29 protein-coding genes are annotated in these 25,564 nt (G+C 62.9%); 15 read left to right on the top strand and 14 right to left on the bottom strand.

Annotated features, from left to right (window positions below):
- Positions 1-2 precede the first annotated feature (2 nt).
- From AC2ISB_RS09620 to AC2ISB_RS09585, 8 genes are all read right to left on the bottom strand, one after another.
- Entirely contained in the window at positions 3-992 is a 990-nt protein-coding gene (locus AC2ISB_RS09620; RefSeq protein WP_339107997.1) for a BMP family lipoprotein, read from the bottom strand.
- Between the two features lie 156 nt (positions 993-1,148).
- Positions 1,149-1,574 (bottom strand): GNAT family N-acetyltransferase, encoded by a 426-nt coding sequence (locus AC2ISB_RS09615; protein WP_339107996.1) that lies wholly within the window; start codon positions 1,572-1,574, stop codon positions 1,149-1,151.
- Positions 1,575-1,585: 11 nt separating this feature from the next.
- Positions 1,586-2,263 (bottom strand): tRNA (adenosine(37)-N6)-threonylcarbamoyltransferase complex dimerization subunit type 1 TsaB, encoded by a 678-nt coding sequence (tsaB, locus tag AC2ISB_RS09610; RefSeq protein ID WP_406721195.1) that lies wholly within the window; start codon positions 2,261-2,263, stop codon positions 1,586-1,588.
- Positions 2,253-2,822: a NifU family protein gene (locus AC2ISB_RS09605; RefSeq protein WP_339107994.1), complete on the bottom strand. Its 570-nt coding sequence runs from the start codon at positions 2,820-2,822 to the stop codon at positions 2,253-2,255. Before AC2ISB_RS09605 ends, tsaB begins: the two co-directional genes overlap by 11 nt.
- A 389-nt stretch (positions 2,823-3,211) precedes the next feature.
- Positions 3,212-3,646, bottom strand: coding sequence for a hypothetical protein (locus AC2ISB_RS09600; RefSeq protein WP_406721194.1), 435 nt, complete (start codon positions 3,644-3,646; stop codon positions 3,212-3,214).
- A gap of 15 nt (positions 3,647-3,661) precedes the next feature.
- Complete coding sequence (locus AC2ISB_RS09595; protein WP_339107992.1) at positions 3,662-4,117, bottom strand: universal stress protein; 456 nt, start codon at positions 4,115-4,117, stop codon at positions 3,662-3,664.
- Between the two features lie 109 nt (positions 4,118-4,226).
- Complete coding sequence (locus AC2ISB_RS09590; RefSeq protein ID WP_486574825.1) at positions 4,227-5,093, bottom strand: branched-chain amino acid aminotransferase; 867 nt, start codon at positions 5,091-5,093, stop codon at positions 4,227-4,229.
- Positions 5,094-5,270: 177 nt separating this feature from the next.
- Positions 5,271-6,299 carry a polysaccharide biosynthesis/export family protein gene (locus tag AC2ISB_RS09585; RefSeq protein WP_339107990.1) on the bottom strand — a complete coding sequence of 343 codons (1,029 nt, stop codon included), beginning with the start codon at positions 6,297-6,299 and terminating at the stop codon, positions 5,271-5,273.
- Between the two features lie 192 nt (positions 6,300-6,491).
- Here AC2ISB_RS09585 and AC2ISB_RS09580 point away from each other — a divergent pair, with 192 nt between their 5' ends.
- The 3 genes from AC2ISB_RS09580 (at position 6,492) to AC2ISB_RS09570 (ending at position 10,034) form a co-directional block, all read left to right on the top strand.
- Entirely contained in the window at positions 6,492-7,406 is a 915-nt protein-coding gene (locus tag AC2ISB_RS09580; RefSeq protein WP_339107989.1) for an NAD-dependent epimerase/dehydratase family protein, read from the top strand.
- A complete protein-coding gene (locus AC2ISB_RS09575; RefSeq protein WP_339107988.1) occupies positions 7,403-8,008 on the top strand; it encodes a sugar transferase in 606 nt (201 codons plus the stop codon). Before AC2ISB_RS09580 ends, AC2ISB_RS09575 begins: the two co-directional genes overlap by 4 nt.
- A gap of 76 nt (positions 8,009-8,084) precedes the next feature.
- Positions 8,085-10,034 (top strand): polysaccharide biosynthesis protein, encoded by a 1,950-nt coding sequence (locus tag AC2ISB_RS09570; protein WP_339107987.1) that lies wholly within the window; start codon positions 8,085-8,087, stop codon positions 10,032-10,034.
- A gap of 140 nt (positions 10,035-10,174) precedes the next feature.
- On the opposite strand, the gene truA is transcribed toward AC2ISB_RS09570, so the two are convergent.
- Positions 10,175-10,945, bottom strand: coding sequence for a tRNA pseudouridine(38-40) synthase TruA (gene truA, locus AC2ISB_RS09565; RefSeq protein ID WP_339107986.1), 771 nt, complete (start codon positions 10,943-10,945; stop codon positions 10,175-10,177).
- Positions 10,946-11,129: 184 nt separating this feature from the next.
- On the opposite strand from truA, the gene msrA reads away from it, so the two are divergent.
- From msrA to AC2ISB_RS09550, 3 genes are all read left to right on the top strand, one after another.
- A complete protein-coding gene (gene msrA, locus AC2ISB_RS09560) occupies positions 11,130-11,765 on the top strand; it encodes a peptide-methionine (S)-S-oxide reductase MsrA (protein ID WP_486574822.1) in 636 nt (211 codons plus the stop codon).
- A 148-nt stretch (positions 11,766-11,913) separates the two neighbouring features.
- A complete protein-coding gene (locus AC2ISB_RS09555; protein WP_339107984.1) occupies positions 11,914-12,783 on the top strand; it encodes a 50S ribosomal protein L11 methyltransferase in 870 nt (289 codons plus the stop codon).
- Positions 12,784-12,892: 109 nt separating this feature from the next.
- Positions 12,893-13,240 carry a hypothetical protein gene (locus AC2ISB_RS09550; RefSeq protein ID WP_339107983.1) on the top strand — a complete coding sequence of 116 codons (348 nt, stop codon included), beginning with the start codon at positions 12,893-12,895 and terminating at the stop codon, positions 13,238-13,240.
- A gap of 187 nt (positions 13,241-13,427) precedes the next feature.
- Here the strand turns inward: AC2ISB_RS09550 and AC2ISB_RS09545 are convergent, their stop codons facing one another.
- Positions 13,428-13,613, bottom strand: a complete 186-nt coding sequence (locus AC2ISB_RS09545) for a DUF1127 domain-containing protein (protein ID WP_339107981.1) — start codon at positions 13,611-13,613, stop codon at positions 13,428-13,430.
- A gap of 238 nt (positions 13,614-13,851) precedes the next feature.
- Between AC2ISB_RS09545 and ruvC the strand changes: the two genes are divergently transcribed.
- The 6 genes from ruvC (at position 13,852) to AC2ISB_RS09515 (ending at position 17,131) form a co-directional block, all read left to right on the top strand.
- Positions 13,852-14,391, top strand: coding sequence for a crossover junction endodeoxyribonuclease RuvC (ruvC, locus tag AC2ISB_RS09540; RefSeq protein WP_406736150.1), 540 nt, complete (start codon positions 13,852-13,854; stop codon positions 14,389-14,391).
- Complete coding sequence (gene ruvA / locus AC2ISB_RS09535; protein ID WP_406721189.1) at positions 14,388-15,062, top strand: Holliday junction branch migration protein RuvA; 675 nt, start codon at positions 14,388-14,390, stop codon at positions 15,060-15,062. Before ruvC ends, ruvA begins: the two co-directional genes overlap by 4 nt.
- A gap of 96 nt (positions 15,063-15,158) precedes the next feature.
- Positions 15,159-16,190 carry a Holliday junction branch migration DNA helicase RuvB gene (ruvB, locus tag AC2ISB_RS09530; RefSeq protein ID WP_486574819.1) on the top strand — a complete coding sequence of 344 codons (1,032 nt, stop codon included), beginning with the start codon at positions 15,159-15,161 and terminating at the stop codon, positions 16,188-16,190.
- A 7-nt stretch (positions 16,191-16,197) separates the two neighbouring features.
- Positions 16,198-16,605 (top strand): group III truncated hemoglobin, encoded by a 408-nt coding sequence (locus tag AC2ISB_RS09525; RefSeq protein WP_339107977.1) that lies wholly within the window; start codon positions 16,198-16,200, stop codon positions 16,603-16,605.
- 17 nt (positions 16,606-16,622) lie between these two features.
- Positions 16,623-16,718, top strand: coding sequence for a maltose acetyltransferase domain-containing protein (locus tag AC2ISB_RS09520; RefSeq protein ID WP_486576790.1), 96 nt, complete (start codon positions 16,623-16,625; stop codon positions 16,716-16,718).
- Positions 16,703-17,131: a sugar O-acetyltransferase gene (locus AC2ISB_RS09515; RefSeq protein ID WP_486574817.1), complete on the top strand. Its 429-nt coding sequence runs from the start codon at positions 16,703-16,705 to the stop codon at positions 17,129-17,131. Before AC2ISB_RS09520 ends, AC2ISB_RS09515 begins: the two co-directional genes overlap by 16 nt.
- Here the strand turns inward: AC2ISB_RS09515 and AC2ISB_RS09510 are convergent.
- The 3 genes from AC2ISB_RS09510 to AC2ISB_RS09500 all read right to left on the bottom strand — a co-directional run bounded on the left by AC2ISB_RS09510 (position 17,128) and on the right by AC2ISB_RS09500 (position 21,246).
- Positions 17,128-18,114 carry a YcjF family protein gene (locus AC2ISB_RS09510; RefSeq protein ID WP_486576788.1) on the bottom strand — a complete coding sequence of 329 codons (987 nt, stop codon included), beginning with the start codon at positions 18,112-18,114 and terminating at the stop codon, positions 17,128-17,130. The two genes, AC2ISB_RS09515 and AC2ISB_RS09510, sit on opposite strands and share 4 nt — an antisense overlap.
- A gap of 11 nt (positions 18,115-18,125) precedes the next feature.
- Positions 18,126-19,526: a YcjX family GTP-binding protein gene (locus AC2ISB_RS09505; protein ID WP_486574815.1), complete on the bottom strand. Its 1,401-nt coding sequence runs from the start codon at positions 19,524-19,526 to the stop codon at positions 18,126-18,128.
- Positions 19,527-19,737: 211 nt separating this feature from the next.
- Complete coding sequence (locus tag AC2ISB_RS09500; protein WP_406721183.1) at positions 19,738-21,246, bottom strand: 2-isopropylmalate synthase; 1,509 nt, start codon at positions 21,244-21,246, stop codon at positions 19,738-19,740.
- 202 nt (positions 21,247-21,448) lie between these two features.
- Here AC2ISB_RS09500 and AC2ISB_RS09495 point away from each other — a divergent pair, with 202 nt between their 5' ends.
- Entirely contained in the window at positions 21,449-23,113 is a 1,665-nt protein-coding gene (locus AC2ISB_RS09495; protein ID WP_406721182.1) for an NAD+ synthase, read from the top strand.
- Positions 23,114-23,194: 81 nt separating this feature from the next.
- On the opposite strand, the gene AC2ISB_RS09490 is transcribed toward AC2ISB_RS09495, so the two are convergent.
- Positions 23,195-24,139, bottom strand: a complete 945-nt coding sequence (locus AC2ISB_RS09490; RefSeq protein WP_339107970.1) for a 1-phosphofructokinase family hexose kinase — start codon at positions 24,137-24,139, stop codon at positions 23,195-23,197.
- Between the two features lie 145 nt (positions 24,140-24,284).
- Here AC2ISB_RS09490 and AC2ISB_RS09485 point away from each other — a divergent pair, with 145 nt between their 5' ends.
- Together AC2ISB_RS09485 and AC2ISB_RS09480 are read left to right on the top strand one after the other, a co-directional pair.
- Positions 24,285-24,494: a hypothetical protein gene (locus AC2ISB_RS09485; protein ID WP_339107969.1), complete on the top strand. Its 210-nt coding sequence runs from the start codon at positions 24,285-24,287 to the stop codon at positions 24,492-24,494.
- Between the two features lie 14 nt (positions 24,495-24,508).
- A complete protein-coding gene (locus tag AC2ISB_RS09480) occupies positions 24,509-25,504 on the top strand; it encodes a DUF6976 family protein (protein ID WP_406736158.1) in 996 nt (331 codons plus the stop codon).
- The last annotated feature ends 60 nt before the right edge of the window (positions 25,505-25,564 follow it).

Genomic DNA, 25,564 nt, shown 5'->3' with positions numbered 1-25,564 from the left:
CGTTACTCGACCGGACAGGTGCTATCCGTGGTGAAATCATGCACCGCGATTTCGCCGGAGGCGATCTTTTTGGCCGCGTCATCCACCGGCGCGCGCATTTCGGCGGTGACCAGATCGGCGTTATTGTCGTCCATCGCATAGCCCACGCCATCCTCGGCCAGACCCAGCACGACGGTGCCGGTCTGCATATCGGGGCCAGCCTTGAACATATCGTAGACAGCATTGTCGACGCGCTTGACCATCGAGGTCAGCACCTGACCCGGATGCAGCATGTTCTGGTTACTATCGACGCCGATCGACAGGATTTTCTCGTCCGCGGCGGCTTGCAGGATGCCGATACCGGTCGCGCCTGCGGCCGCATAGATCACATCCGCGCCTTGGGCGATCTGCGCCTTGGCCAGTTCCGCCCCCTTCACGGGGTCATTCCATGCCGCAGGCGTCGTTCCTGTCATGGCCTGCACGACCTTGATTTCGGGTTTGGCGGCCTTGGCCCCTTGCACATAGCCACAGGCGAATTTGCGGATCAGCGGGATGTCCATGCCGCCGATAAAGCCGATTGTATCCGATTTCGAGGCCTCCGCCGCCAGCATCCCCACCAGATAGGAGCCTTGTTCTTCCTTGAACACGACCGAGCGCACATTGGGCAGGTCGACCACCGAGTCGATGATCGCGAATTTCGTGTCGGGGTAATCGGGGGCGACGGTTTGCAGCGTATCCGCGAAAGCAAACCCCGTGGTGACAATCGGGTTCGCACCGGATTCGGCCAGACGGCGCAGCGCCTGTTCGCGTTGCGCTTCGGATTGCATCTCCAGTTCTTTGTAGCTGCCGCCGGTTTCATCGACCCAGCGCTTTGCGCCATTATAGGCCGCCTCGTTGAAGCTCTTGTCGAATTTTCCGCCCAGATCATAGATTAGCGCCGGATCGGCAAAGCTGCCACCTGCGGTCAGCGCGAGGGCTGTCGTGGCGCCGAAGATGGATTTCATAAGGCTCATGGCTGACTCCCGGTCAAATGTCTGACCGGCCCCTAAGGGCCGGGAAAGGGGTGGAAACCACCCGCTCCCGTGATCAATTCAGACCGGACTCGACTGGAGCCGTCAAGCAGGATTTCCCGCCGATAAGGGGCGCTATGGCATTTTTCGAATGTTTGGTCAGAAAATATCCGGTCCGTAGTCGCGCATCATCAGCACGGCATCGCTACGGTGACCATCGGGATGGCGGTAGTAATTGTCGCGGATACAGCTGTCTTGCCAACCGCTTGCCAGATAGAGCGCATGGGCGGCGTGATTGTCCAGCGCGACTTCCAGATGGGCGATCTCGGCCTTGCGCGCCACCATCTCGGTATCGAAGCGCGCCATCAAGCGGCGGGCAATGCCCTGTCTGCGCGCCGCGGGGGCCACCGCAATGGTGGTCAGCTCTGCCTCGCCTGCGATCACACGGCCAATCAGGAAGCCCTGCTCTTCATGCAGGAGAAAATAGAATTTTTTGGCCAGCGTCTCGGCGAATTCTTCCGCCCGCCACGGGCGCGGGGTCGTGAAACATTGTTTATGGATCGCGGCCATCTGGGCGGGCGTCATCTGGGGCTACCTTAATCGAGGATCTTGGGCGGCGCATCCGAAGGCGGTGCGGCATCGGCGGCGCGGATATACAGGGGCGCGGGGCGCTCATGCTCGGGCAGGGTGGCCAGTTTGCGCGCCGCAATACGGGCGATACGTTCCGGTATCTGCGCCATCTCGCAGGGCTGTGCCTGCGCAATCCCCAGAAGGGCCGCAATCTTTTCGGCATGCGCACCGAGCACCCGTTGGGCCCCCAGTACGGCGAGGCCGGTGTCGGGGTTGGCCGGATCGAAATGCACGGGTTTGGCCGCAGGCGCGCCCTGATCGAAGAGTTGCAGATAGGCTTGATCGCGCGGGGCCGCGACCGAAACCAGCTCGCGCAGCGGCGTCTGGCCTTCGCGCAGGATCTCGAAATTCGACACGCCGATCGCGGGGATCTTGCGCGCCAGAGCCAGCCCGCGCGCCGCCGAGACCGAAATACGGATACCGGTGAAATTCCCCGGACCGATGCCAACGCCCAAGGCGTCCAGATCGGCCCAGCCTGCGCCGTGATCTGCCAGCAGTTCTTCAAGGATTGGCATCAGGCGTTCGGCCTGACCGCGCGACATCTCTTCGATGCGCGCGCCCAATAGGGTGTCGCCGCGCAGCAAAGCGGCCGCGCAATGCGCGGCCGATGTGTCGAAAGACAGGATCAAAGGCTCAGCCGGCAACGGGGCGGACCTCGGTCACTTCGGGGATGTAATGGCGCAGCAGATTCTCGATGCCCATCTTCAGGGTCAGCGTCGAGGAGGGGCAGCCTGCGCAGGCACCCTGCATATGCAGATAGACCACACCGCGTTCAAAGCCGTGGAAGGTGATGTCGCCACCATCCTGCGCCACAGCCGGACGCACGCGGGTGTCCAGCAGGTCCTTGATCTGCGCGACAATCGCCCCGTCTTCGGCATCGCCCGTATGTTCGGCATGGCCGCCCGAAGAGGCGCCTTCGCCCTCCATCACCGGCGCGCCGGATTGGAAATGCTCCATGATCGAGCCAAGGATCGCGGGTTTTGCATGATCCCAATCGGTCGCATCATCTTTGGTGACGGTGACGAAATCCGACCCGAAGAAGACGCCGGTCACACCGGAAACCATGAAAATGCGCTTTGCCAGAGGCGATTTCGCCGCCGCCTCGGCAGAAGGGAAATCCGCCGTTCCCATCTCCAGCACGGTCTGGCCGGGCAGGAATTTCAGGGTTGCGGGGTTCGGTGTCGTCTCGGTCTGGATGAACATGGGCGTGCTCCTTCGCTTGGGCACCTGATATGCGCCCTGATCGGCCAAATGTCAATGTTTAGAACGGTTCTAATCTGCGGGGCTATATGCGCGGATGAAGCCTTCGGGCAGAGGGGCTTCTGCGGCCCGTCAAACCGGTCGTCGTCGGCTATGACGCCATAATCATCGGGGCGCGACGGCTGCGGTGTCTGTCCGAGGTCCGGCAGGGCCGCCTTTAGCTGCTGATAGAGCTTCGGGCAGGGAGAGGCTTCGGGTGCTATCTCCGCCTCGGGCGAGGCAAGAATGTCAATCTCGAAGGGACAATGGCTCGATGGGACAATGGCCATCGCCGCATGTGCGCAGGCCGATAGCGCCGCTGCGAAGAACAGCGCGTTCGCCTTCATCGGCGGTTATTCTACAACGCTTCGGGTGAGCGCGGGCGTGAAAGCATAAGCCGGCACGCCTCGGCTGGTTTGCCCGTCAAACCACGTAAAACTGTAGATCGGGCAATGCGAGCAGGACATCAGCTCTTCCGGCGACATCTGTGCGGGGGCATTGGCGCGATCTGCCTGTGTAGGATGTTTCCATGCCTGCATCATCCGCGCATAGAGCCCGGGCTCCTGATGCGACCTCAGCGCGCCGCGATTGTTGTTGTAGCTGTGCTTGGCCTCGGAATAGACGACGCTGCCGTTTTCATAATATGCGGTGCGCTGCAGAGGGTAGAGGTTGTCTCCGGCGACCGACATCTCGAAATAAGGCGTGCCTTCGGGCGGCAACTCGACAGTGCTGCAACCCGCAGCCAGAACCGTTAGCCCGAGGGCCAGCGCGGTTGTAAAATGTTTCATATGAATCTTTGCGGTTCAGGTAATCTGTTCGAGCTTCTCTTTCGACATATCGCCCGGAACAATGGTCAGCGGGAAGGGCAGGGAGCCCGAATTCTTGACCATCTGCGTCACCAGCGGGCCGGGGCCGCCCTTGCCTGCCCCCGCGCCCAGCACGAGCACGCCGATCTCGGGATCTTCCTCGACCAGCTTGAAGATCTCTTTCACCGGCTCGCCCTCGCGGATCACCAGTTCGGGATTCACCCCCTGACGGTCGCGCATCCATTTGGCGAAGACCTCGAAATGGGCCTCGATCCGTTCGCGGGCTTCCTCGCGCATCAGCTCTGCGACGCCCATCCAGTGCTGGTATTCCTCGGGGGGGATGACCGAGATAATGGTCACGCCGCCGCCGGTATGGCTGGCGCGCATGGCCGCGAAGCGCATCGCGTTCAGGCATTCGCGGGTGTCATCAAGAACGACAAGGAATTTGCGCATGAAGGCTCCGAAAGGTTGGGCCGAAAGCTCTCGGGCTTGGCCGGTAAAGCAGGCGGGTGCATGATTGCCCGCCTGCCCTGTCTTTGCAACGGCTTTGCAACCGCCAGTGTCAGAGCGGGCAGCTTGTGGCCCAATCCATATAGATTTCGCGCGCCTTGCGGGTCAGCGGACCATAGTCATAGGTCACATCGTCGAAGGCCTTCACATATTGCACCTTCGAGAAATTGCCCGTCAGGAAGACCTCATCGGCGCGACGGAAGTCCTCTAGCGTGAGAACGGCCTCATTCACGGTATAGCCCGCCTCGCGCAGGTTCTTCATATGGCGTTTGCGGGTCAGCCCTGCAAGGAAAGTGCCATTGGCGACGGGGGTGAAGAATTCGCCGTCCTTGACCATCCAGACATTGGCCGAAGCGGTCTCGGCCACATTGCCAAGCGCATCCTGCACCAGCGCATTGCCAAAGCCCTTACGCTGGGCCTCGACCAGCATCCGCGCGTTATTGGGATAGAGGCAGCCCGCTTTCGCATTGCAGACGTTATCGGCCAGCACGGGGCGGCGGAACTGCGTGGTGGTCAGCGTGGTGGCCGCATCCTCGCCCGGCATTGGCACCTCTTCGAGGCTGATCGCGAAGCCCGTGGAATTGGGGGCAGGGGCAACGCCCAGCTCGGACCCGTTCACCGCCCAATACATCGGGCGGATATAGACGGCGGTGTTGCGCCCATAAGGCTTGAGCCCCTCGCGCACGATCTCGACCATCTCGCCCGCATCCATCGTGGGCGTGATCATCAGCGCCTCGGCCGAGCGGTTCAGGCGGGCGCAATGCGCATCCAGATCGGGGACCAGCCCGTCAAACAGGCGCGCGCCGTCAAAGACGTTGGACCCCTGCCACAGACCGTGATCGGCGGCCCGCATCACCATCGCGTCGCCATCCTGCCATGCGCCTTCAAACCAGGTGCGGATATTCTTCCCGAATGCCATGTCTCTATGTCTCCAAACTTCGGGCCCAAGCAATCACCCCGCGCGGGAAAGGTCCAGAGCGGGCGGGCGTAAAATTTGTCTGCCGATCCGTCATGTATCTGTCTTGCGCCTCTGTCCGGGGCAGAGGCCCCAGACAGATACCCCAGACCGATACATGACCGGACGGTTTGCGGGCGTTTAGAGGTTCGAGACGCGATAGGCCGAGGAGACCGTCGTATTGAACAGGCCGAACAGCGTCTGGGCCTTGACGACGGGGCTTTCGGTGGCCAGCACGACATCTTGCGGCTGCAGATAGAAGTTCTGCGCCGAGAAGAGGCCGTCGGTCGTGGTCAGATCGATCGAGAAGATCACCCGCGTATGGGTCGGACCATTGGGGCCGACAGCCGTTGACGGATATTCGCGCAGGATCAGGATGCCCTTGGGGTCGGCGCGGCTGTCATTGACCCCGCCTGCAAGGGTAATAGCCTCGAGGGCTGTCACCTTGTCGCGCGGGAAGGGCACGATTTCCTCGCGGCCTGCCGCCCCGAGCGACAGGAAGTAGCGCGGATCTTCGGTGATGATCAGCTTGTCGCCGCGACGGATGCCGGTATCGAGCGTCGGATCATCCGTCAGCCGCTTCATCGAGATCTCGTAGACCGTCTTGCCGCGCATCAGCCGCACTTGCGGGTTTTTCAGCGCGGTCGATACGCCGCCCCCTTCGGTGATCGCGCTCAGCACGGTCATCGGGCGTTGGGACAGGTCGATCGAGCGGGGCGAGGCAACGCCGCTGACCAGATCGGCGGTATTGCGCATCCCCGGCTGGCGCGAGAGCTGGACCTGCGCGGCAGGCAGCAGGGCGGTCAGCGCATCCTGCACCCGCTGGCGCGCGGTTTCGATGGACAGGCCGGCCACATGCACCGGTCCGGCATAGGGGACGAAGAGCGTGCCGTCATCATTGATCTGTGTGGCCTGAAGCGCCACCGAAGGCGCGCCTTCCGAGGTCAGCAGCTTGTTGTCGCCGTTTTCCCAGACGGCCAGTCCGACCATGTCGCCCGCGCTCAACGTGCCGGCCTGTGCGCTGGCACCGCCGCGCAGCCATGCCCGTGGCGGCAGCGCATGGGCACCGGCAGGCCAGCTTTGGATCTGCGCCAGATGGGCGCGGTCAATGGCATAATGGGCAAATTGCGCGTTCGCGCTGTCTTCGTTCTTCAGGATTTCCGAACGCATCGCAGCTCCTCTTGGGAGCGAGCAGGCACCAAGGGCAAAGAGGGCTGTAACCATGATTACAGCGCGACGACTTTTCGAACTCATACAGTTCCCCCGTTTCGCATCGTCTTGGCGGATGCTAAGGCTTTGGCAGACTTCAATCGCTAGAGGCGAGCATGGCCTTTAATGGCCTTTCTGAAAGGGATTTACAAGTTGGCACTGACACGAGCCCCGCTTTCTCAACGCCCGCTCCGGCTTTTGGCCATCGGTGCGACAGGCCGACTGGGTCGGGTGCTGGTTCCGGTCTGGCGGCGGACGGAATTCGGGCAGGCTGCGGCGGTCGAGCTGGTGGTGCAGGCCCGTCGCGAAGGGCGGGGCGGCGATGTGGTCTTTGACCCGCTGGCCGAGCCGGACGCCCTGCAACGGGCGGTCGGGGCTGCCGATGTGGTGCTGGGGCTGGCCGGTGTGACGGCAGGATCTGCCGAGGATATGGCGCTGAATGTCACCTTGGCGCAGGCTTTTTGTGCGGCGGCCCAACAGGCGGGCAAGCCTGTCATTCTGGCCTCGTCGGCTTCGGTCTATGGGCGCCCGTCCACCGAGGCGCCGCTGGCCGGACGGCCTTTTCCGGAGGCTGCGCCACTGGCTCCGATCTCGGAATACGGGCGCGCCAAGCAGGCGATGGAACGGATGGCGCAGGACTATCCGGCCTGCTGTTGCCTGCGTATCGGCAATGTTGCAGGGGCGGACGCGCTGTTGGGGCATGCCGCGCCGGAAGGCGGTCGGGTGCTGGATGTCTTCGCAGAAGGGGAGGCCCTGCACGGGCCTTTGCGCAGCTATATCGGCCCCGTGACGCTGGCGCAGGCCATTTTGCGGCTGGCGCGTTTCATGGCGGCAGGGGCCTCCGTGCCGCAGGTGATCAATCTGGCCGAGGCGGGCGTGGTCGATATGGCGGCCCTGCTGGCCGCAGCCGGGATTTCCTATCAGACCCGTCCGGCCCCCGACACGGCGATCGCGCGGGTCGAGCTGGATGTGTCGCGAGCTCTGGCTTTGGGGCTGGTCCCCGAGCGGCCCGTGCGTGCCGACCGTCTGGTGGGCGAGGTGATCCAACTGCGCGGAGAACTGTCATGACCTTTGGCAAACGTCTTTTCGATCTGGGGCTGGCGCTGTGTCTGGCACCCATCCTGCTGACCCTGATCCTTGTGGTGCTGGTGACGCTGGCTTTCACCGAGGGGCGCCCCTATTTCTACGTTGCCGAGCGGATGAAAACCCCCACGCAGAGTTTCCGGCTGTGGAAATTCCGCACCATGAGCGTGGTCGCCGCCGATAGCGGGGTCTCGGGCGGGAACAAGGCGGCGCGGGTGACGCGCATCGGGCGTATCCTGCGCAAGACCCGTGGCGACGAGTTGCCGCAACTGTGGAATATCCTGAAGGGCGATCTCAGTTTCGTCGGGCCACGTGCGCCCTTGCGGGAATATGTGGAGCGGTTCCCCGAACTCTATGGCGAGGTTCTCAAATCGCGCCCCGGTGCGACGGGGCTGGCCTCGCTCTACTATCATCGTCACGAAGAATGGCTGCTGGCGCAATGTGATACGCCGGAACAGACCGACCGTGTCTATTGCGAGACCTGCATTCCGGCCAAAGCCAGGCTCGATCTGATGTATCAGCGCCATCAATCTGTCTGTTTTGATGCAAAACTGGTATGGGACACCATCAAAAAAGTGTTGAGCTAACCTCTGCGTGTCTTACATTGTTGTGCAAAGGCAGGGCTATTGGTAGAAATTACCACAAAGCGACCCTGAGACAAGCATGGCTTCTTTCACTCGGCGCCTCGTGGCGCTGGATCAAAAGACTAAATTCTGCATTCTGGCAGTGATCGACCTGCTGATGGTCCCGCTGACCTTCTGGGTCGCGCTGCTGCTGCGCTTTGGTGTCGATCAGGCGGCCGTGACCTTCAAGCTGACGCTGATCTATCTGCCTTTCCTGCTGATGGTCAGTGTGGGGCTTGGCTCTGTGCTGGGCATGTTCAACCGCAAGCTCAAGGATTATGACGGCGAGGCGGTGCTGCGCAGCCTCGCCATTTCTGCCGCACTCGGGGTCAGTTCCTATCTGCTGTCGCTGATTTCCCATGCCGATAGCGGGTTGCGGCTGCATATCCTCTTTGCCATCACCCATTTTATCGGCACGCTGGGGATGCGGCAGGGGCTGTATTATCTGCTGGTGCAGATCTACCGCCAATCCAATGTGGTCAGTCGCATCGCCATCTACGGGGCCGGGCGCACCGGCATGGCGCTTGCGCATGAGCTGCGCAACCGTCCCGGTATGATGGTCTATGCGTTTCTTGACGATAATGGCACGCTGGACGGGATGAACCTCAATGGTGTGCCGATCTTTTCGGGGGTGCATGCCGACCGCGTGCTGGACCGTTACAAGATCAACAAGGTTATTCTGGCGATGCCGTCGGTGTCGGTGCAGAAGCAGACCTTTATCTCCAAGCGTCTGGCGCGGTTCGGGGTTGATGTCGAGACCCTGCCGGCATTCGCCCGTCTGAGTGGCGAGACCAACCTTCTGAACAAGCTGATGCCCGCCGGGACGGCGGCGCTTTTGCCGCGCGAAAATCTGGAAAAGAAGATCAGCAACAGCCATACCGCCTATCGGGGGCGCACCGTGATGATTTCCGGCGCGGGCGGGTCGATCGGGATCGAACTCTGCCGTCAGGTGATGACCAGCCGCCCCGCCAAGCTGGTGCTGTTCGAGCTATCGGAATACGCGCTTTATCTGGCCGAGGCCGAGATGCGGGTTCTGGGCGAGGCGATCGGCTGCGAGATCGTGCCGGTGCTGGGGTCCGTCTGTGATTCCGTGCATGTGACCGAGACGCTGTCGCGCTATGGGGTGGAGGTCGTGCTGCATGCCGCCGCCTACAAGCATGTGCCGCTGGTGGAAGGCAATGCGCGGGTCGGGATCTCGAATAACGCGCTGGGGACGGCGGTGCTGGCACGGGCCGCGCGCGATTGCGGGGTGCGGCGTTTTGTTCTGGTCTCTACCGACAAGGCGGTGCGGCCCAGCAACCTGATGGGGGCATCCAAGCGGTTTGCCGAGCTGACGGTGCAGGATCTGGCTGGACGGTCGCAGGGCACGATCTATTCCATCGTGCGCTTCGGCAATGTGATGGGGTCGTCTGGCTCGGTCATTCCGCTGTTCAAGGAGCAGATCGCACGGGGCGGGCCGGTGACGGTGACCGACCCGCGTATGACACGGTATTTCATGACCATCCCCGAGGCGGCCCGTCTGGTGCTGGCGGCGGGGGCCTTTGCCGAAGGGGGCGAGGTCTATGTGCTGGATATGGGCCGCCCGATGAAGATTGTCGATCTGGCGGGCAAGCTGATCAATGCGGCGGGGTTCAGCGTGCGCAGCGAGGACAATCCCGAAGGCGATATCGAGATCACCTTTACCGGCCTGCGTCCGGGCGAAAAGCTGCATGAGGAGTTGATGGTGCGCAAAGGTGCGCAGACCACCGACCACCCCAAGATTATCCGTGTGCGCGAGGATATGCTCTCGGAGCTGGAAATGGCCGCCGCCCTGCGCGATTTGCGCGATGCGGTGGATATGGGCGATACGGCGGCTGTGCTGGAGGTGATCCTGAAGGCGGTGCCCGATTATGTTCCGCGCAGCCTGCCCGAGGATGCGCTACAGCTCCGCTTGGCACGCCAGCTTCGCGACAAGCGTCAGGAGCGCTCGGGCGATACGCCGGCGGAGTAATCGCCGGATGCGACCGAGCGCGAACCGGACTGGCGTGATAGCGTAAAACCTGCCGGGATGCGGTCCCTCGTTCCTCTTGAGCCAGCAGGCATTCCGCCTGCGCGGGCCCTCGAACAGGTCAGAGCCCGGGCGGCGTGTGGTTAATCCTCGAACGGGTCCTGCGGATAGCCTACGCCGCACAGATACAGCCCCTGCGGCGGGCAGACCGGCCCGCAGGCCGCGCGGTCGCAGGCCTCCAGCGCCTCTTTCACGCGCGAAGGCTCCCATGCGCCGCTGCCGACCTTTTCCAATGTCCCGACAATCGAGCGCACCTGATTATGCAGGAAGCTGCGGGCGCGCAGGAAAAAGCGGAACTCCTGCCCGTGGGGGATGGCGATTTCCTCGATGGTGATCTCGTCGATGGTTTTCACCGGAGATTTCGCCTGACAGATCGAGCTGCGGAAGGTGGTGAAGTCATGCAGGCCGATCAGATGGGAGGCGCCCTCGCGCATGGCCTCCAGATCCAGCGGGTTCAGCACGCGCCAGACCTGACCCGCCTCATGGGTCATCGGCGCACGGCGCACCACCAGCCGGAAAAGATAGCGCCGTTCGATCGCGCTGAAACGGGCGTGGAAATCATCCGCCACCCGCGCGGCCTTCAGGATGGCCACAGGTGCGGGTTTCATATGGAAATTCAGCGCCTCGGACAGGCGGAAAGGGTCCCAGTCCTTCTCCAGATCGAAGGTCGCCACCTGCGCCGTGCCATGCACGCCCGCATCGGTGCGCCCTGCGGCGGCGATGGTGTGGTCGCGCTTTTCCAGCTTGGCCAGCGCGGCCTCGATGGTGCCTTGCACCGAAGGCTGGTCGGCCTGTCGTTGCCAGCCCGCGAAGGGCTTTCCGTCATATTCGATCTTGAGTGCATATCTGGGCATGGCGCTTTCCCTAGCGAGGCCCGCGTGCCCTTGCAAGCGCCGTGATGGTCAGGGCGCGGTTTGGCCGATATGGCGGAAGCTGGCCCGACGTTGCGTTGCGTGCTAACCTTACTGTGAGCTAGGGCTGGCAAATGGGGGGAGGATGCCTATCTTTGCAGCGCGACCAGAAGGGGAGGAACCAGACATGAAGCTTAGCCGCATACCATCCGTCAACGAGGCCCTGCCCGGTCGGGAGATGCCGATGCCGGTCACCGAGCCGCATTTCCTCACGGGCCGCAATCTCGAAGCGCAGCGCCCCGAGGGGATGAGAGTCGCCATGTTCGGGATGGGGTGTTTCTGGGGAGTCGAGCGTCTGTTCTGGCAGTTGGACGGTGTCTGGTTGACGATGGTCGGCTATGCGGGCGGCCATACGCCCAACCCGACCTATGACGAGGTCTGCACCGGCATGACCGGCCATAACGAGGTCGTGCGGCTGATCTTCGACCCGGACAAGATTTCCTATGAAGAGTTGCTGCGGGTGTTCTGGGAGGGGCATGATCCGACGCAGGGGATGCGGCAGGGCAATGACCGTGGCACGCAATACCGGTCGGGGATCTATACGTTCTCGAACGAACAGGCGCAGGCCGCCGAAGAGAGCCGCACGGTTTATGCCGCGCGCCTTGCCAAAGCGGGCTATGGCGCGATCACCACAGAAATCTATCCCGCGCCGTCCTTCTTCTATGCCGAGGGCTACCACCAGCAATATCTGGCCAAGAACCCGCGTGGCTATTGTGGCATTGGCGGCACCGGTGTCAGTTGCCCGATCGGTCTGGCGGTCTGATCCGGCCATAGGATCGCAACGGGAGGGGCGCGCGGGCGCCCTTTTTCTTTGGCGCTTTCGTGCGGGCCCTGCGGAGCCTGCGCTTGACGGAGGCCGCAAACCCCGCCAAAGCAGGACAAAACCCGCAAGGGGTCGAAAGGAGACAGCCATGCCGACATATACCGCTTTCACCACGCTGGCCGACCGTGCCGAGGCCGATGCACTTGAGGCGCATGTGGCCGAGATCGATCCCGCGCCCTATGGGACAGGGGTTTTCGAGATCGAGGACGGGTCGGGCCGCTACGAGATCGGGGCCTATTTCACCGAAAAACCCAACGAGGTCGCGCTGGCCATTCTGGCGGCTGTGCATGGCGCGCAGGATTTCGCGGTTTCCGAATTGCCCGATCAGGACTGGGTGGCGCATGTGCGCCGCGAGCTTGCGCCGGTCGCGGCGGGACGGTTCTTCGTCTATGGCAGCCATGATGCCGATAAGGTGCCCGCGGAGGCGATTGCCCTGAAGATCGATGCGGCGATGGCCTTTGGCACGGGCCATCATGGCACGACGCTGGGCTGCCTGCTGGCGCTGGATGCGCTGGAAAAGGCGGGGTTCCATGCCAAGAACACCGTTGATATCGGCTGCGGCACAGCGGTGCTGGCTATGGCGGCTGCCAAGATCTGGCCGGAGACGGTTCTGGCCTCTGATATCGACCCGATCGCGGTCGAAACGGCGCAGGCCAATGTCGACAGCAATGATCTTGCCGGACGGGTGGTCTGCCTAGAGGCGGCTGGTTTCGGCAATCCGAGCTTGGCGCAGGCGGCCCCTTTCGACCTGATCTTCGCCAATATCCTCAAAGGGCCGCTTCTGGCTCTGGCACCCGATATGGGGCGGAGCTGCGCCGAATCGGGCTATGCCATCCTGAGTGGTATCCTGCATGAACAAGCCGATGATGTGATCGCGGCCTATGAGGCCGAGGGCTTCGGTTTGCAGCATCGAAACGAACATGGCGACTGGACGACATTGGTTCTGAAGAAGAGCTAATTGCCAAGAATTTAAGGCGCATTTCTCTAAAAATGCTCGCAATGCTTTAACACAATCTTCATAACTGACTTAGCGGCACAGCGCCGCTTGGCCGGTTATGGAGTGCGTCGTGGCATCGCATGTTTCGAAAGAGTTCGAGGATCGCCTCGGTCGTATCGCCCGCCGCCATAAAGCCGGTGGCGGGTTCGAGGCCGCAGGCGCTCTGGGGCGGCTGGACCACGCCAAACCGCCGGTCCATCGCCGTTTGGCCTTTCCGCTACAGGCCAGCCTGTTCCTGCTTCTGGGCTTTTTCCTGTTCAAGGCCGCGTTGATGATGCAGGCGGGGGCCGATGGCTATGCCCTGCGTCTGACGCATTTGCGGATGGATGGGGGGATTGATGCCGCGGTGGCGGTGCTGATGGAACCCGATGTGATCAGCCGCAACCTCTCGGGGCTTCTCGCGCAGGTTCTGCGCTAAGCATTGCGGGCGCGGGGCGCTTGTTTCACAGACAGTGTTTGTACAGGTTCTGCCAATGGCGTGCCTGATGGCCTGCAGGGCTATTCCACCGTGGTACAAAGAAAAAAGCCGTGCACTCAGCGTTGCACGGCTTGTCTTTCTGTATCGCTGGCGACCGGCGGGAGGGGGAGCACCCGAGCGGCCATTCTCAGCGGATATTCGAGATATCGATGCGGGTCAGGCCGATATCGTTCAGTTCACGGTCGGTCAGTTTCGACAGTGCGATACGGGTCATGCGGCGGTCATTCCAGTTTGCGACCAGATCAATGATCTGTTGGAAGAAGCCCGGACGGACGGTGCGCAGTTCGATACGGTTGGTGGATTGCAGCGACATGGGTCACCTTTTCTTTTCGTGCTAGTTGTTGATCTTTTCTCTTACGAGGATGCACATAATGTGGGCGGTTTGCGAAAACAAACGTAGCTTTGGCAGTCCCGTCATGCGATTTTTGCATGGCAGGAATCCTTCTTTGTAGGCTTTATTTCTTGCCATTTATTGCGTTACGGCGCGCAAGCCCTTCCGGATGTTCCTGTTTCGTGCTAGGAAGTGTAAAAGAATGGTAAAAGGGCAGGCCATGCGGGTGATCGGAATCGATCCGGGATTGCGGAATCTCGGTTGGGGCGTGATTGAGGTGGACGGGTCGCGCCTGCGCCATCTGGCCAATGGTACGCTGCATTCGGCGGGTGATTCGCTTGCGCGCCGGTTGATGGAGCTGCATGCGGGGCTGACGCGGGTCTTCGAGATCCATACCCCCGAAGCCGCCGCCGTCGAGCAGACCTTCGTCAATAAAGACGCGGTGGCCACGCTGAAACTGGGGCAGGCGCGGGGGATTGCGCTGCTGGTTCCGGCGCAGGCGGGGCTGGAGGTGGGCGAATATGCCCCCAATGCCGTGAAGAAGACGGTTGTGGGCGTGGGCCATGCCGATAAGGTTCAGGTGCAGCATATGGTGAAGCACCAGCTTCCGGGGGTCAGCTTTGACAGTCCCGATGCGGCGGATGCTTTGGCGATTGCGATCTGTCATGCCTTGCATCTGCAATCGGCGCGCCGCATGACGGCGGCGCAGCTGTCCCGTGCCGCCACAACGGGCGGGCGGATCAAAAGGAGCGCATCATGATCGGACGTTTGGCCGGAACCATCATCCATCGCGGGTTGGATCAGGTGATGATCGATGTGCGCGGCGTGGGCTATGTGGTGCATGTCAGCGCGCTGACCTCGCAGAGCCTGCCGCGGGTGGGCGAGCCCTGCGCGCTTTATACCGATTTGCTGGTGCGCGAGGATCTGTTGCAGCTGTTCGGGTTTTCAAGCCTGCTGGAGAAAGAGTGGTACCGTTTGCTGATTTCCGTGCAGGGGATCGGCTCGAAAGCGGCTCTGGCGATCTTGGGGACCTTGGGGCCGGAAGCTTTGGGGCGCTCGATTGCTTTGGGGGATTGGTCTGCGGTGAAGGCCGCCCCCGGAGTTGGTCCGAAGATTGCCCAGCGGGTGGTGAACGAGCTGCGCGACAAGGCGCCTTCGATCATGGCGATGGGCGGGGATCTGACGGTGGAGGCGGCTCCGGTGATCGAGGTCGAGGAGGGGGCGGTCGCGGTGCCCAAAGCCCCGCGTCCCGCACCGGCGGCCACGCCCAAGACGAATTTTACCGCCGAGGCGCTATCGGCGCTGACCAATCTGGGCTATTCGCCCACCGAGGCGGCAGGAGCTGTGGCGCAGGCGTCGGAGGATCCGGCGGCGGTGGATACCGCCAAGCTGATCCGTCTGGCGCTGCGTCTGCTGGCCCCGAAAGATTGAGGGGCGTGCGATGCTTGCGGGCATTGAGCCCCCTTCGCATCGCGGGCGGCGGGGCCGCCCATGGACAGACCTCCGAGGTTGCGCGAGAATGACGAAATGAGTGATCCAGATCCCACCCTACGCCCCGACCGTCTGCCCGAGGATGCGGATCGCGCTTTGCGGCCGCAGGGGCTTGATGAATTTGTCGGCCAAGCCGAGGCGCGGGCCAATTTGCGGGTATTTATCGCCTCGGCCAGGATGCGTCAGCAGGCGATGGATCATACGTTGTTTCATGGCCCGCCCGGTCTGGGGAAGACCACGCTTGCGCAGATTATGGCGCGCGAGTTGGGGGTGAATTTCAAGATGACCTCTGGCCCCGTGCTGGCCAAAGCGGGGGATCTGGCGGCGATCCTGACCAATCTGGAAGCGCGGGATGTGTTGTTCATCGACGAGATCCACCGACTTAATCCGGCGGTGGAAGAGGTGCTTTACCCCGCGATGGAGGATTTCGAGCTGGATCTGGTGATCGGCGAGGGGCCTGCTGCGCGTACCGTTCGGATCGAGTTGCAGCCCTTCACGCTGGTCGGTGCCACGACGCGGTTGGGTCTTCTGACGACGCCTTTGCGCGACCGCTTCGGCATTCCGACGCGGCTGCAATTTTACACCGAGGACGAGCTGGACCAGATCGTGACGCGGGGTTCGCGGCTGTTGGGCATTCCTTCTGACCCTGAAGGCACGCGCGAGATTGCCAAACGCGCCCGTGGTACGCCGCGGATTGCGGGGCGTCTTTTGCGCCGCGTGGTGGATTTCGCTTTGGTCGAGGGCGATGGCCGTTTGACCCGCGAGATTGCCGATACTGCGCTGACGCGGCTGGGGGTGGATAACCTTGGTTTGGACGGGGCGGACAGGCGTTACATGATGCTGATGGCCGAACATTATGGCGGCGGTCCGGTGGGCGTAGAGACGCTTTCGGCGGCGCTGTCGGAAAGCCGTGATGCGATTGAAGAGGTGATCGAGCCCTACCTTCTGCAGCAGGGGCTGATCCAGCGCACGCCGCGCGGGCGGATGCTGGGGCAGCGCGCGTGGCGCCATCTGGGGCTGGCCGAGCCGCAGGTCGCCCCGCCCGCGCAAAGCGATATGTTCGAGTGAGGCACTGATGACCGAACCTTTAGCCCGTTTCCCGATCACCGGCCCCGAGATCGACCGCGTTGTGGCGGCCTTTTACGCCCGTGTGCGCGACCACCACATGCTGGGTCCGGTCTTTGCCGCCCATGTCACCGACTGGCCCGAGCATGAGGCCAAGGTGGCGGCGTTCTGGAAGGGGTCCATTCTGCACGAAGATGGCTATGACGGGTCCCCCATGCGCGCCCATCGGCAGGCCGGAGATGTCAGACCTGGCATGTTTCCTGTCTGGTTGGGGCTGTTTGATGATACGCTCAGGCGCGAGCTGGACCCGCTGGCGGCGGCTGGCTGGTCGGCGCTGGCGCACCGGATCGGCACCAGCCTGCGGGCGGGTGTGGTGGACCGCGAGAAGCTGCCGGGCGGTATCCCGAAGCTGCGGTGAGACGCGAGAAACAGAAGATGTTGGCGGGAGAGCTGTATCGTGCCGATGATCCCGAATTACAGGCGGATATGGTGCGGGCGGCGTTCAGCACGGATCGATGCCGACGCCTGTGACGAGCTGCTTGCGCCTTTGCTGGGGGCTTTGGGCAAGGGGCGCAGATCAGCCGCCCTTCCGCTGCGATTATGGCCAGCATATCCGCTTGGGCGCGCGGAGTTTTGTGAATTACAACTGCACCATTCTTGATTATGCGCCCGTCAGGAGTGGCGAGGGGGTGCTGATTGGCCCGAATGTGCAGATCTTTGCCGCGACCCATCCGTTAGAGGCCGCGCCGCGTCGCGCGATGCTGGAAATGTCGAAGCCGATCCGCATTCACGATGGTGTCTGGATCGGGGGCGGGGCGATCCTCTGTCCGGGAGTGACCATTGGCGAGAATGCCGTTGTGGCGGCGGGGGCTGTCGTGACCCGCGACGTGGCACCGAACGCGCTGGTGGCGGGCAATCCCGCGCGCCTGATCTGCCCGCTTTAGCTCTTTTCGCGGGCAAAGAGGCCCGTCAGGCTGCGCGAGAGGATATTGGTCACCTTGGGTTTGCGCAAAGCGGTGAAGGGCATCGGGCGGCAGACCTCCATCGCGGCAATGCCGACACGGGCGGTCAGCGCGCCATTGACCACGCCCTCGCCAAAGCGGCGCGAGAGTTTCGCGGCCAGATGCCCGCCTGCCACCGTCTCGATCAGGTCATCGCCCGCGGCCACAGCGCCAGTGGCCACCAGATGGGTCATCACCGACCGCGCCAGCCGGATGGACCCCAGACTGCCCGCGCGGCCCCCGTAAATCTCGGCAATGCGGCGGATCATCCGCACATTGGCAATCAGTGCCGAGCCCACATCCGCCAAGGCCAGCGGCACCAGCGCCGTGGTGGCGGCGACCGTGCGCGAGGCGGCCTCGATCTCCAGACGCACGGCTTGGTCCAGAGGCTCCATCAGGGTCGTCTCGGTCAGGCCCAGAAGGGTCTGCACATCCAGCTGGTCGGGTGCCTGTTCGGCCAGACGCGCGCGCGACCAGTCCATTTCCTTCCGCGCGGCGTAAATGGAGGACACGCGGGCCGAGACCTTGCGGGCGCGGGAAAGATCCTCGGCCTGCAGGCTTTGGGTGACCTCGTGATGCACCGTATCCAGCCGTTTCAGCCGCGAGAATGCGGCGATCTCGCGCATGGCGACCAGAAGGGCCGCCAGCACGAACAGCCCCAACAGCCCCGCACCGACCCAGCCAAGGAGCGGATTGGCGGCAAAGAGCCCCTCGACAAAGCGCCACGCCGCGACCGAGGCCAGAAAGCCGATCAGCGCCACCAGTGACCGCCAGAAGAACCGCCCCGTTTTTGAAGGCGGGCGCGCCGCAAGCCGCGCGGCAATCTGCATCGCGCGACCTTCCAGCTGTTCGGTTGTGGCTTCGGGCAGATCCGTTACCGGCGGCGCATCGGCAGGGCTTTGCGGAGCCTCGTCCAGCTCGATCATCACGGGTTTTCTCACAGGCGGTCTCCCAGCAGGAATTCGGCGGCGCGGTCAAGGCGGATATGGGGCGGGCCATCGCCCGGACGCAGGGCCAAGGGGGCGGGGGCGAAATTCATGATCGAATAATCGCCCGCCAGCCAATCCTCGCGCCCGCGCCGTGCGGCCGACAGAAGCTGCGCGGGGTCTTCAGGCAGCTCCCCCGGATAAAGCGCCACATTCCGCCCGTCGGGCAGCCGCCCGCGTACCGCAGGCAGCAGGCTATCGCCTTGGGGGATCTCGGCCTCGGTCGTGGCACGCAGGGCGGCAATGGCAAGCGCCTGCGTCTTGGCGCCTGCGAAATCGGCGCGGTCCTTGGCCTCGCGTAGAAGCGCCTGCATGATCTGGCTCAGCCGCGCGTGCTGGCTATGGTGCAGATGGTCGGCCTTGGTCGCGGCAAAGAGGATACGCTCCACCCGATGCCCGCCAATCAGGCTGGTCAGCCAGCTGGCCCTGCCCGGACGGAAAGCGCCCAGAATATCGGCCATGGTCTGGCGCAGATCCTCCAAGGCGGCAGGCCCCGCATGGATGGCGCTCAGCACATCCACCAGAACCACCTGCCGGTCGATACGGGCGAAATGGTCGCGGAAGAAGGGGCGCACGATCTCGCGCTTATAGGCGTCATAGCGGCGCTCCATCTCGCGGGCCAACGACCCGCGTGGCGCTTCCGAGGGCGGCAGCGGCGCGAAGGTTAGCGCAGGCGATCCGGCCTTTTCACCGGGCAGAAGGAACCGCCCCGGCGAGCAATCGGAAAAGCCCGCAGACTTCGCCGCCTGTAGGTATTGCGTGAAACTGCGCGCCAAAGCATCGGCCACAGGCTCGTCATGGCGCCGGTCGGGGTCGGTCTGACGGGCCAGTGCCAGATAGGCCTCGCCCCCGCGCATGGCGAGGCGGTTAAAGGCCTCATCCGCCCATTGCCGGTAGCTCTTTTCCATCAGCCCCAGATCCAGCAGCCATTCCCCGGGATAGTCGACAATATCCAGATGCACGGTGCGCATCCCCCGCATCCCCGCCAGCATCCCACTGGGCGCGACACGGAAACTCAGCCGCAGCTGCGAGACAGCCCCCGTGCCCTCGGGCCAATGCGGGTCTTGGCCCGTCAGATCGGCCAGATGGCTCTCATAGGCAAAACGCGGCAGGGTATCATCGGGCTGGGGCTGCAGAAAGGCGGCCCGAATGCGGGACTGTCCGGTCAGCGCGGGCATCTTTCCACGGTCCAGCAGATTTGCCACCAGCGAGGTGATGAACACCGTCTTGCCCGCACGCGACAGGCCGGTCACCCCCAAGCGGATGACAGGCTCGAACAGGCTCTCGCTGACCGAGGACCCAAGGCCCTCGATCCGCCGCGTCAGCCCGTCTGCAAGATCGGAGATACCCAAAAATCCGCGCCCCTATGCGATTGATCTCGCGTAGATATAGGAGGAGGCCGGAGGGGGTTCAATCGTCGTGGCCCGCATTCCATCAGGCGCTTGCGCGGGACGGGCGGTTGATGGGCGTGCCGCAGGCCGCCCATCCGCGTGCGAGGGGGGGCGATGCCCCCGAGCGCGCGGCTCCCCCCGCACCATCGCAGCCCGAGGCTCAGCGGCAGTCTCAGTCTGGCAGGCCATTTGCAGACGGGGCCGCCATTTCGGGGGCGGGGGCCTCCTCGGCGGGGGTGCTGGGCTGGGCCGGCACCGCTTTGGCCTCGCCGCCGGCTTCGGTCAGGGTGTTATCCGACCAGCTGCCCGAGGCCGTCTGCCCGTCGGCATATTTCATCACGCCCGCGCCCTGACGCTTTCCTTGCGCGAAATGGCCCGTGTAGACATCGCCATTGGCATAGCTTGCCACACCTTCACCATCGATCTCGCCCTCGCGCCAGTCGCCCTCATAGGTAAACCCGTCCGGCATCGTCAAACGCCCCTTGCCCGAGCGCTGGCCGTTCTCGAAGTTGCCCTCATAGACCGTGCCATCGGCATAGGTCGCGCGGCCTTGGCCCTGCCGTTGCCCGCCTTTCCATGCGCCCTCATAGACATAGCCGTCGGGATAGGTCATCCGGCCCTGACCCTCGTTGCGGGCATTGACGAAATCGCCCTCATAGGTCAGCCCGTTGGCATAGGTGGCGCGGCCACGGCCCTCGATCTGGCCCGCAGCCCATTGGCCCTCATAGCTGGACCCGTCGGGATAGGTGATCTTGCCCTGACCATCGGGCAGATCATTGACGAAGGCGCCCTCATAGACTGACCCGTCGGGATAGGTCACGCGGCCCTGACCCTCGATCCGGCCCTCGACCCAATCGCCCGAGTAGACATAGCCATCCGTCCCGCGAAAGGTCCCTTTGCCCTGACGGCGGTCCATGACGAAAGTTCCCTCGTAGACGTCGCCATTGGCATAGGTCACCTTGCCCTGACCATTGCGCCGCCCGTTCTCCATGCCGCCTTCATAGAGATCGCCATTGGCCTGTGACAGATGGCCCGTGCCATTCATCTGGCCCGCTTTCCACATGCCCGAATAGCTCAGCCCGTCGGCCATGGTCAGCGTGCCCTGACCGTCGCGCTGGCCCGCCTTCATGCCGCCCTCATAGGTGGCGCCATCGGGATAGGTGATCTTGCCGGTGCCTTCCTTGACGCCATTGACCCAGTCGCCCTCGTAGCGATAGCCGTTCTCGCCGGTCAGCACACCTTTGCCATCATGGCGGGCATTCTTGAAACGGCCTTTATAGGTTGTGCCATTGGCATAGCGTGCCACACCCTCGCCGGTAATCTCGCCTGCCTGCCACTGGCCCTCATAGGTGCCACCGTCAATAAAGGTGATCTTGCCGGTGCCATCGGGCTTTCCGGCGGTGAACTGGCCTTCATAGACCGAGCCATTGGGAAACCGCGCCCGACCCTCGCCCTGAATCTGGCCGGCCACCCATGCGCCTTCATATTCATAGCCCGAGGGCAGGCTATATGTTCCGTGCCCGTCCTGTTTGCCGTTGCGGAAGGTCCCCGTATAGATGCCGCCATCGTCATATTCCTTTGTGGCGACATCGCCAGCCTCTTCCTGTGCCACCACCACGCTGGCCGTGCCAAGACCGATCGCGATGACAAGGGCAAGATTGCGAAGCTGGGGCAGGGTCATGGAAGCGGCTCTCCTGAAGATAGGCGTTCGGGTGGTCTGTTTCCCGACCGGCCTGCCCAAACTACGTGGATGTGCATGGTGAGACAAGGGCAGGCGCGGCCTGCAAGCCATTGTGATTTTGCCCCATACTCTTTCCCGATGCTCTTCCCCTTGCGCGCGCTTCCCGATACACCATCCCCCGTACTTTATGAGGATCTGTCCTATGGCCGCGACCTTCCGTCTGACCCTTGCCCAGCTGAACCCCACGGTGGGGGCGCTTGATGCCAATGCCGCCAAGGCCGTGGCCGCTTGGGAGGAAGGCCGTGCCGCAGGGGCCGATTTCGTGGCGCTGCCCGAGATGTTCCTGACCGGCTACCAGACGCAGGATCTGGTGATGAAGCCCGCCTTCATTGCCGATTGCATGGCGCGGATCGAGGCTCTGGCCGCCCGTCTGGCCGATGGTCCGGCTCTGGGGATCGGCGCGCCCTATCAGGACGCGACCGGCCATTATAACGCCTATTGGGTGCTCAAGGGCGGGAAGGTTGCGGCGCGGGTTCTCAAACATGACCTGCCGCATAAGGAGGTCTTTGACGAGCATCGTATCTATGATGTGGGTCCGATCTCCGGCCCCGTGCAGATCGGGGCGGCGCGTATCGGCCTGCCGATCTGCGAGGATGCATGGCATGCGGATGTCGCCGAGACGCTGATGGAGACCGGCGCGCAGATCCTGATCGTGCCCAATGGCTCGCCCTATCATCGCGGCAAGCACGAGGTGCGGCTGAACCATATGGTGGCGCGGGTCGTGGAAACCGGCCTGCCGCTCGTCTATCTGAATTCGGTTGGCGGGCAGGACGATCAGGTGTTTGACGGGGCGACATTCGTTCTGAATGCCGATCGTTCGCTGGCGGCGCAATTCGCGCCCTTCGACGAGATCATCGACCATATCACCTTTACCGAGACGCCTTCGGGCTGGGTCGCCGCCGAGGGCCGCTTTGACCCGCAGCCCGACGCTTGGGAGCAGGATTACCGCGCGATGGTGATGGCGACCCATGATTATCTGGCGAAATCGGGGTTCAAAAAGGCGGTGCTGGGCCTGTCGGGCGGGATCGATTCCGCCATTGTGGCGACCATTGCCGCCGATGCCTTTGGCCCCGAGAATGTGCATTGCGTGATGCTGCCTTCGGAATACACCAGCCAAGGGTCTCTGGATGATGCGGCGGAACTGGCGCGGCGCGTGGGCACCAAGCTTGATACTGTGCATATCGAACCCGCACGTGATGGGGTGACACAGGCGCTGGCCCATGTGTTCGAGGGCATGGCCCCCGATGTGACCGAGGAAAACATCCAGTCGCGCCTGCGCGGCACGATCCTGATGGCGATTTCCAACAAGTTCGGGGCGATGCTGCTGACCACCGGCAATAAATCGGAAATGGCCGTGGGCTATTGCACGATCTATGGCGATATGAACGGCGGCTATAACCCGATCAAGGATCTCTACAAGACCCGCGTCTTCGAGACCTGCCGCTGGCGCAATGTCAATCACCGCCCGTGGATGAAGGCGCCCGAGGGCGAGGTGATCCCGACCGTCATCATCGACAAGCCGCCCTCGGCAGAGCTGCGCCCTGACCAGAAGGATGAAGACAGCCTGCCGCCCTATCCGGTGCTGGATGATATCCTTGAACGTCTGGTCGAGGGCGATCAATCCGTGGCCGAGATTGTGGCCGCCGGGCATGACCGCGAGACGGTCAAGCGGATCGAGCATCTGCTGTATATTTCCGAATGGAAACGCTTCCAGTCAGCGCCTGGCACCAAGCTGACGCGCAAAGCCTTCTGGCTCGACCGCCGCTATCCGATGGTCAACCGCTGGCGCGACCAGTCGGGCCAGTAGCCGCCGGACAGTAGGCGATAGGGTGCGCGCCTGCGCGCCCTGTCCGCTTCGGGTCTGCTGCGCGGTGCAGGCGGATGGCCGCTAGAGGGCCGATACCTCCAGATCCAGAAGCGCCTCGACATCCGTGCCACGGCAAAGCTCCGTTGCAGGGGTCATCACAGCGGCCGCTGCGGCTGCGGCACCATATCTCAGGGCGTCGGGCAGGGGTGCCCCGCGAGATAGCGCAAGGGTGAAACCTGCCACGAAGCTGTCGCCCGCGCCGACTTTCGACACGACCGGCACCTTTGGTGCTGTGGCAAACCAGCGATGGCTGGCGGTTGCCAGCACATTGCCCTCTGCACCACGGGCAATCAAAACCGCATGGGCCAAGCCCTTGGCCACCAGGTGTTGTGCGAAATCTGCGGTATCCGTGCGGGCGGGAAGGGGGTGGCCTGCAAGGTCTTCGGCCTCCAGATCATCCATCCGCAGCAGATCCGCTGCCTGATGCCGCCCGTCCAGAAGCTGGCGCAGGGCAGGGCCGGAGGTGTCCAGAAACACGCGCGCATGATGCGGTGCAACCAGCGAGGCAAGGCGGGCGGGAAAGTCCTCGGGAAAGCCCGGCGGCTGGCTGCCTGACAGCACGATAATGCCGCTCTCGGGCATGGCTCGGGCGATCTGTTCCAGCACCTGCCCCACATCCGCCGCCGACCAGTCCGGCCCCGGCATGACAAAGCGGTATTGCTCGCCGGTGCTTTCATCCGTGACCGTCAGGCTCTGGCGCGTTTCCCCCGGCGCGGCAAAGGGCACCAGCCCGATGCCTTGTGCCGCCAGAAGCGCGGCGACCTTCGTGCCGGTTGCCCCGCCAAGCGCGACAAAGGCCGTGCTCTGGCCGCCCATCGCGGCAATCGCGCGGCTGACATTGATGCCGCCACCCCCCGGATCTTCGGCAGGGTTGGTGCAGCGCAGCTTGCGTTCGGATTGCACATGGGCCGTGGCGATGGACAGATCCACGGTGGGGTTAAGCGTCACGGTCAGGATCGGGGTCATGGCAATTTCCTGATGATTGAAGCGTTTACCTTAAAACAAGAAAACCCTCTGGGAAATGGGGCGATTCATAGCTGAGCTTACCTTGCGAAAGCAAAACTTAAGAGTGTGTGGTTTACATGGCGGCATAAGGTTGAGGAGAGACGTTATGATCCCTGATACGAATGACCCGCGCTGGAAGCGCGTTCTGACTTCCGAGTCCGATTTGTCTGCGACCTCGTTGGCGACCCGTCTGATGGTCTCGCGGCTGCGTCGTGAAGTTGCCGCAAGTCCCGCTGCTCTGGCGGCCAAAATCGGGGAACTGCGTGATTTCGTCGCGAAGAATCCCTTTGCTACTGCCGATATGGCGAAATTCTGAAGCTGGAGCCTCCCATGAAAAATGAAATGCTGACTGTGGCGGATGTTGCCGCACGGATCGAAGACGGTGCCACGATGGTCATCGCCGGGGCGGAAGAGCTTCTGCGCGAGTTGCCCAAGGGTAATTGGATCGGCGGGACGACGGTGTATTTTGTCACCGATCAAGGCGGCGCCGTGGTGCGTGACAAGCTGTTCTGCACAACCTTCGATCGCGCTGCCGAAGTGGCTGTGCGCTATGTCGGGGTCGACGGGCTGAACACCATTGCCGAAGGCTATAAGCCCAATGGGTTCACGATGATCATGATTCCGGCCTTCTCGGTGGCGCATTCGAACTTTGCCGTCGAAGGCCAGACCTATGACAACCTGTTCAACCAGCCTCTGGCGGGCTGGATTACCGGCGTGCATCTGGATGATCTGGGCAAGAAGGCCCCGATGATTTTCGATGGTAGGACGGGTAAGGGCTATGACGAAGGGGCGGTGCTGCTGCATGTGGGCCTGCCGGCGGATGCCAAGGCCGATCTGGATATCCTCAATATCTTTGCGCAAGGCGACCAGAAAGACCTGACCTTCCGCTTCCAGAAAGACGGGTTCTCGGCGGTAACCGCTGAGGTGAACGGTCAGCAGGTCGATTTCGCGCAATATATCGAAGACAATAAAATCGATACCCGTCTGCCTCTGGTGGCCAATTATTCCGGTGCGATGGTCAATGTCTCGATCCAGTCGGTCGATACGCAAAGCGGCGAGGTGAAGTTCTACGCGCCGGTGGTCGAAGGGGTGGAATACCGTATGGCCAATGCGCTTGGCAGCTATGCGCAGGCATTTGCCGATGGCGCGGGCAATGCGGGAGAGGGGCAGTATTCCTGTAATTGCATCCTCAACTATCTCTATGGCGAGCTGGAAGGCCAGCGCACCGGCAATTTCACCGGTCCGGTCACCTTCGGCGAGATTGCCTATATCCTTCTCAACCAGACACTGGTGCGTATGGATATCACCGATACCGACGCTGCCTGAGAGAAAACGTAAAGAAGGCCCGCCGGACTGGCGGGCCTTTCGCATTGGCTCCTGAAGGGC

This window comes from Thioclava sp. NS-SX20 (assembly GCF_057380695.1).
The sequence above is the reverse complement of the archived record's forward strand: the minus strand, read 5'-3'. Positions and strand labels throughout refer to the sequence as shown.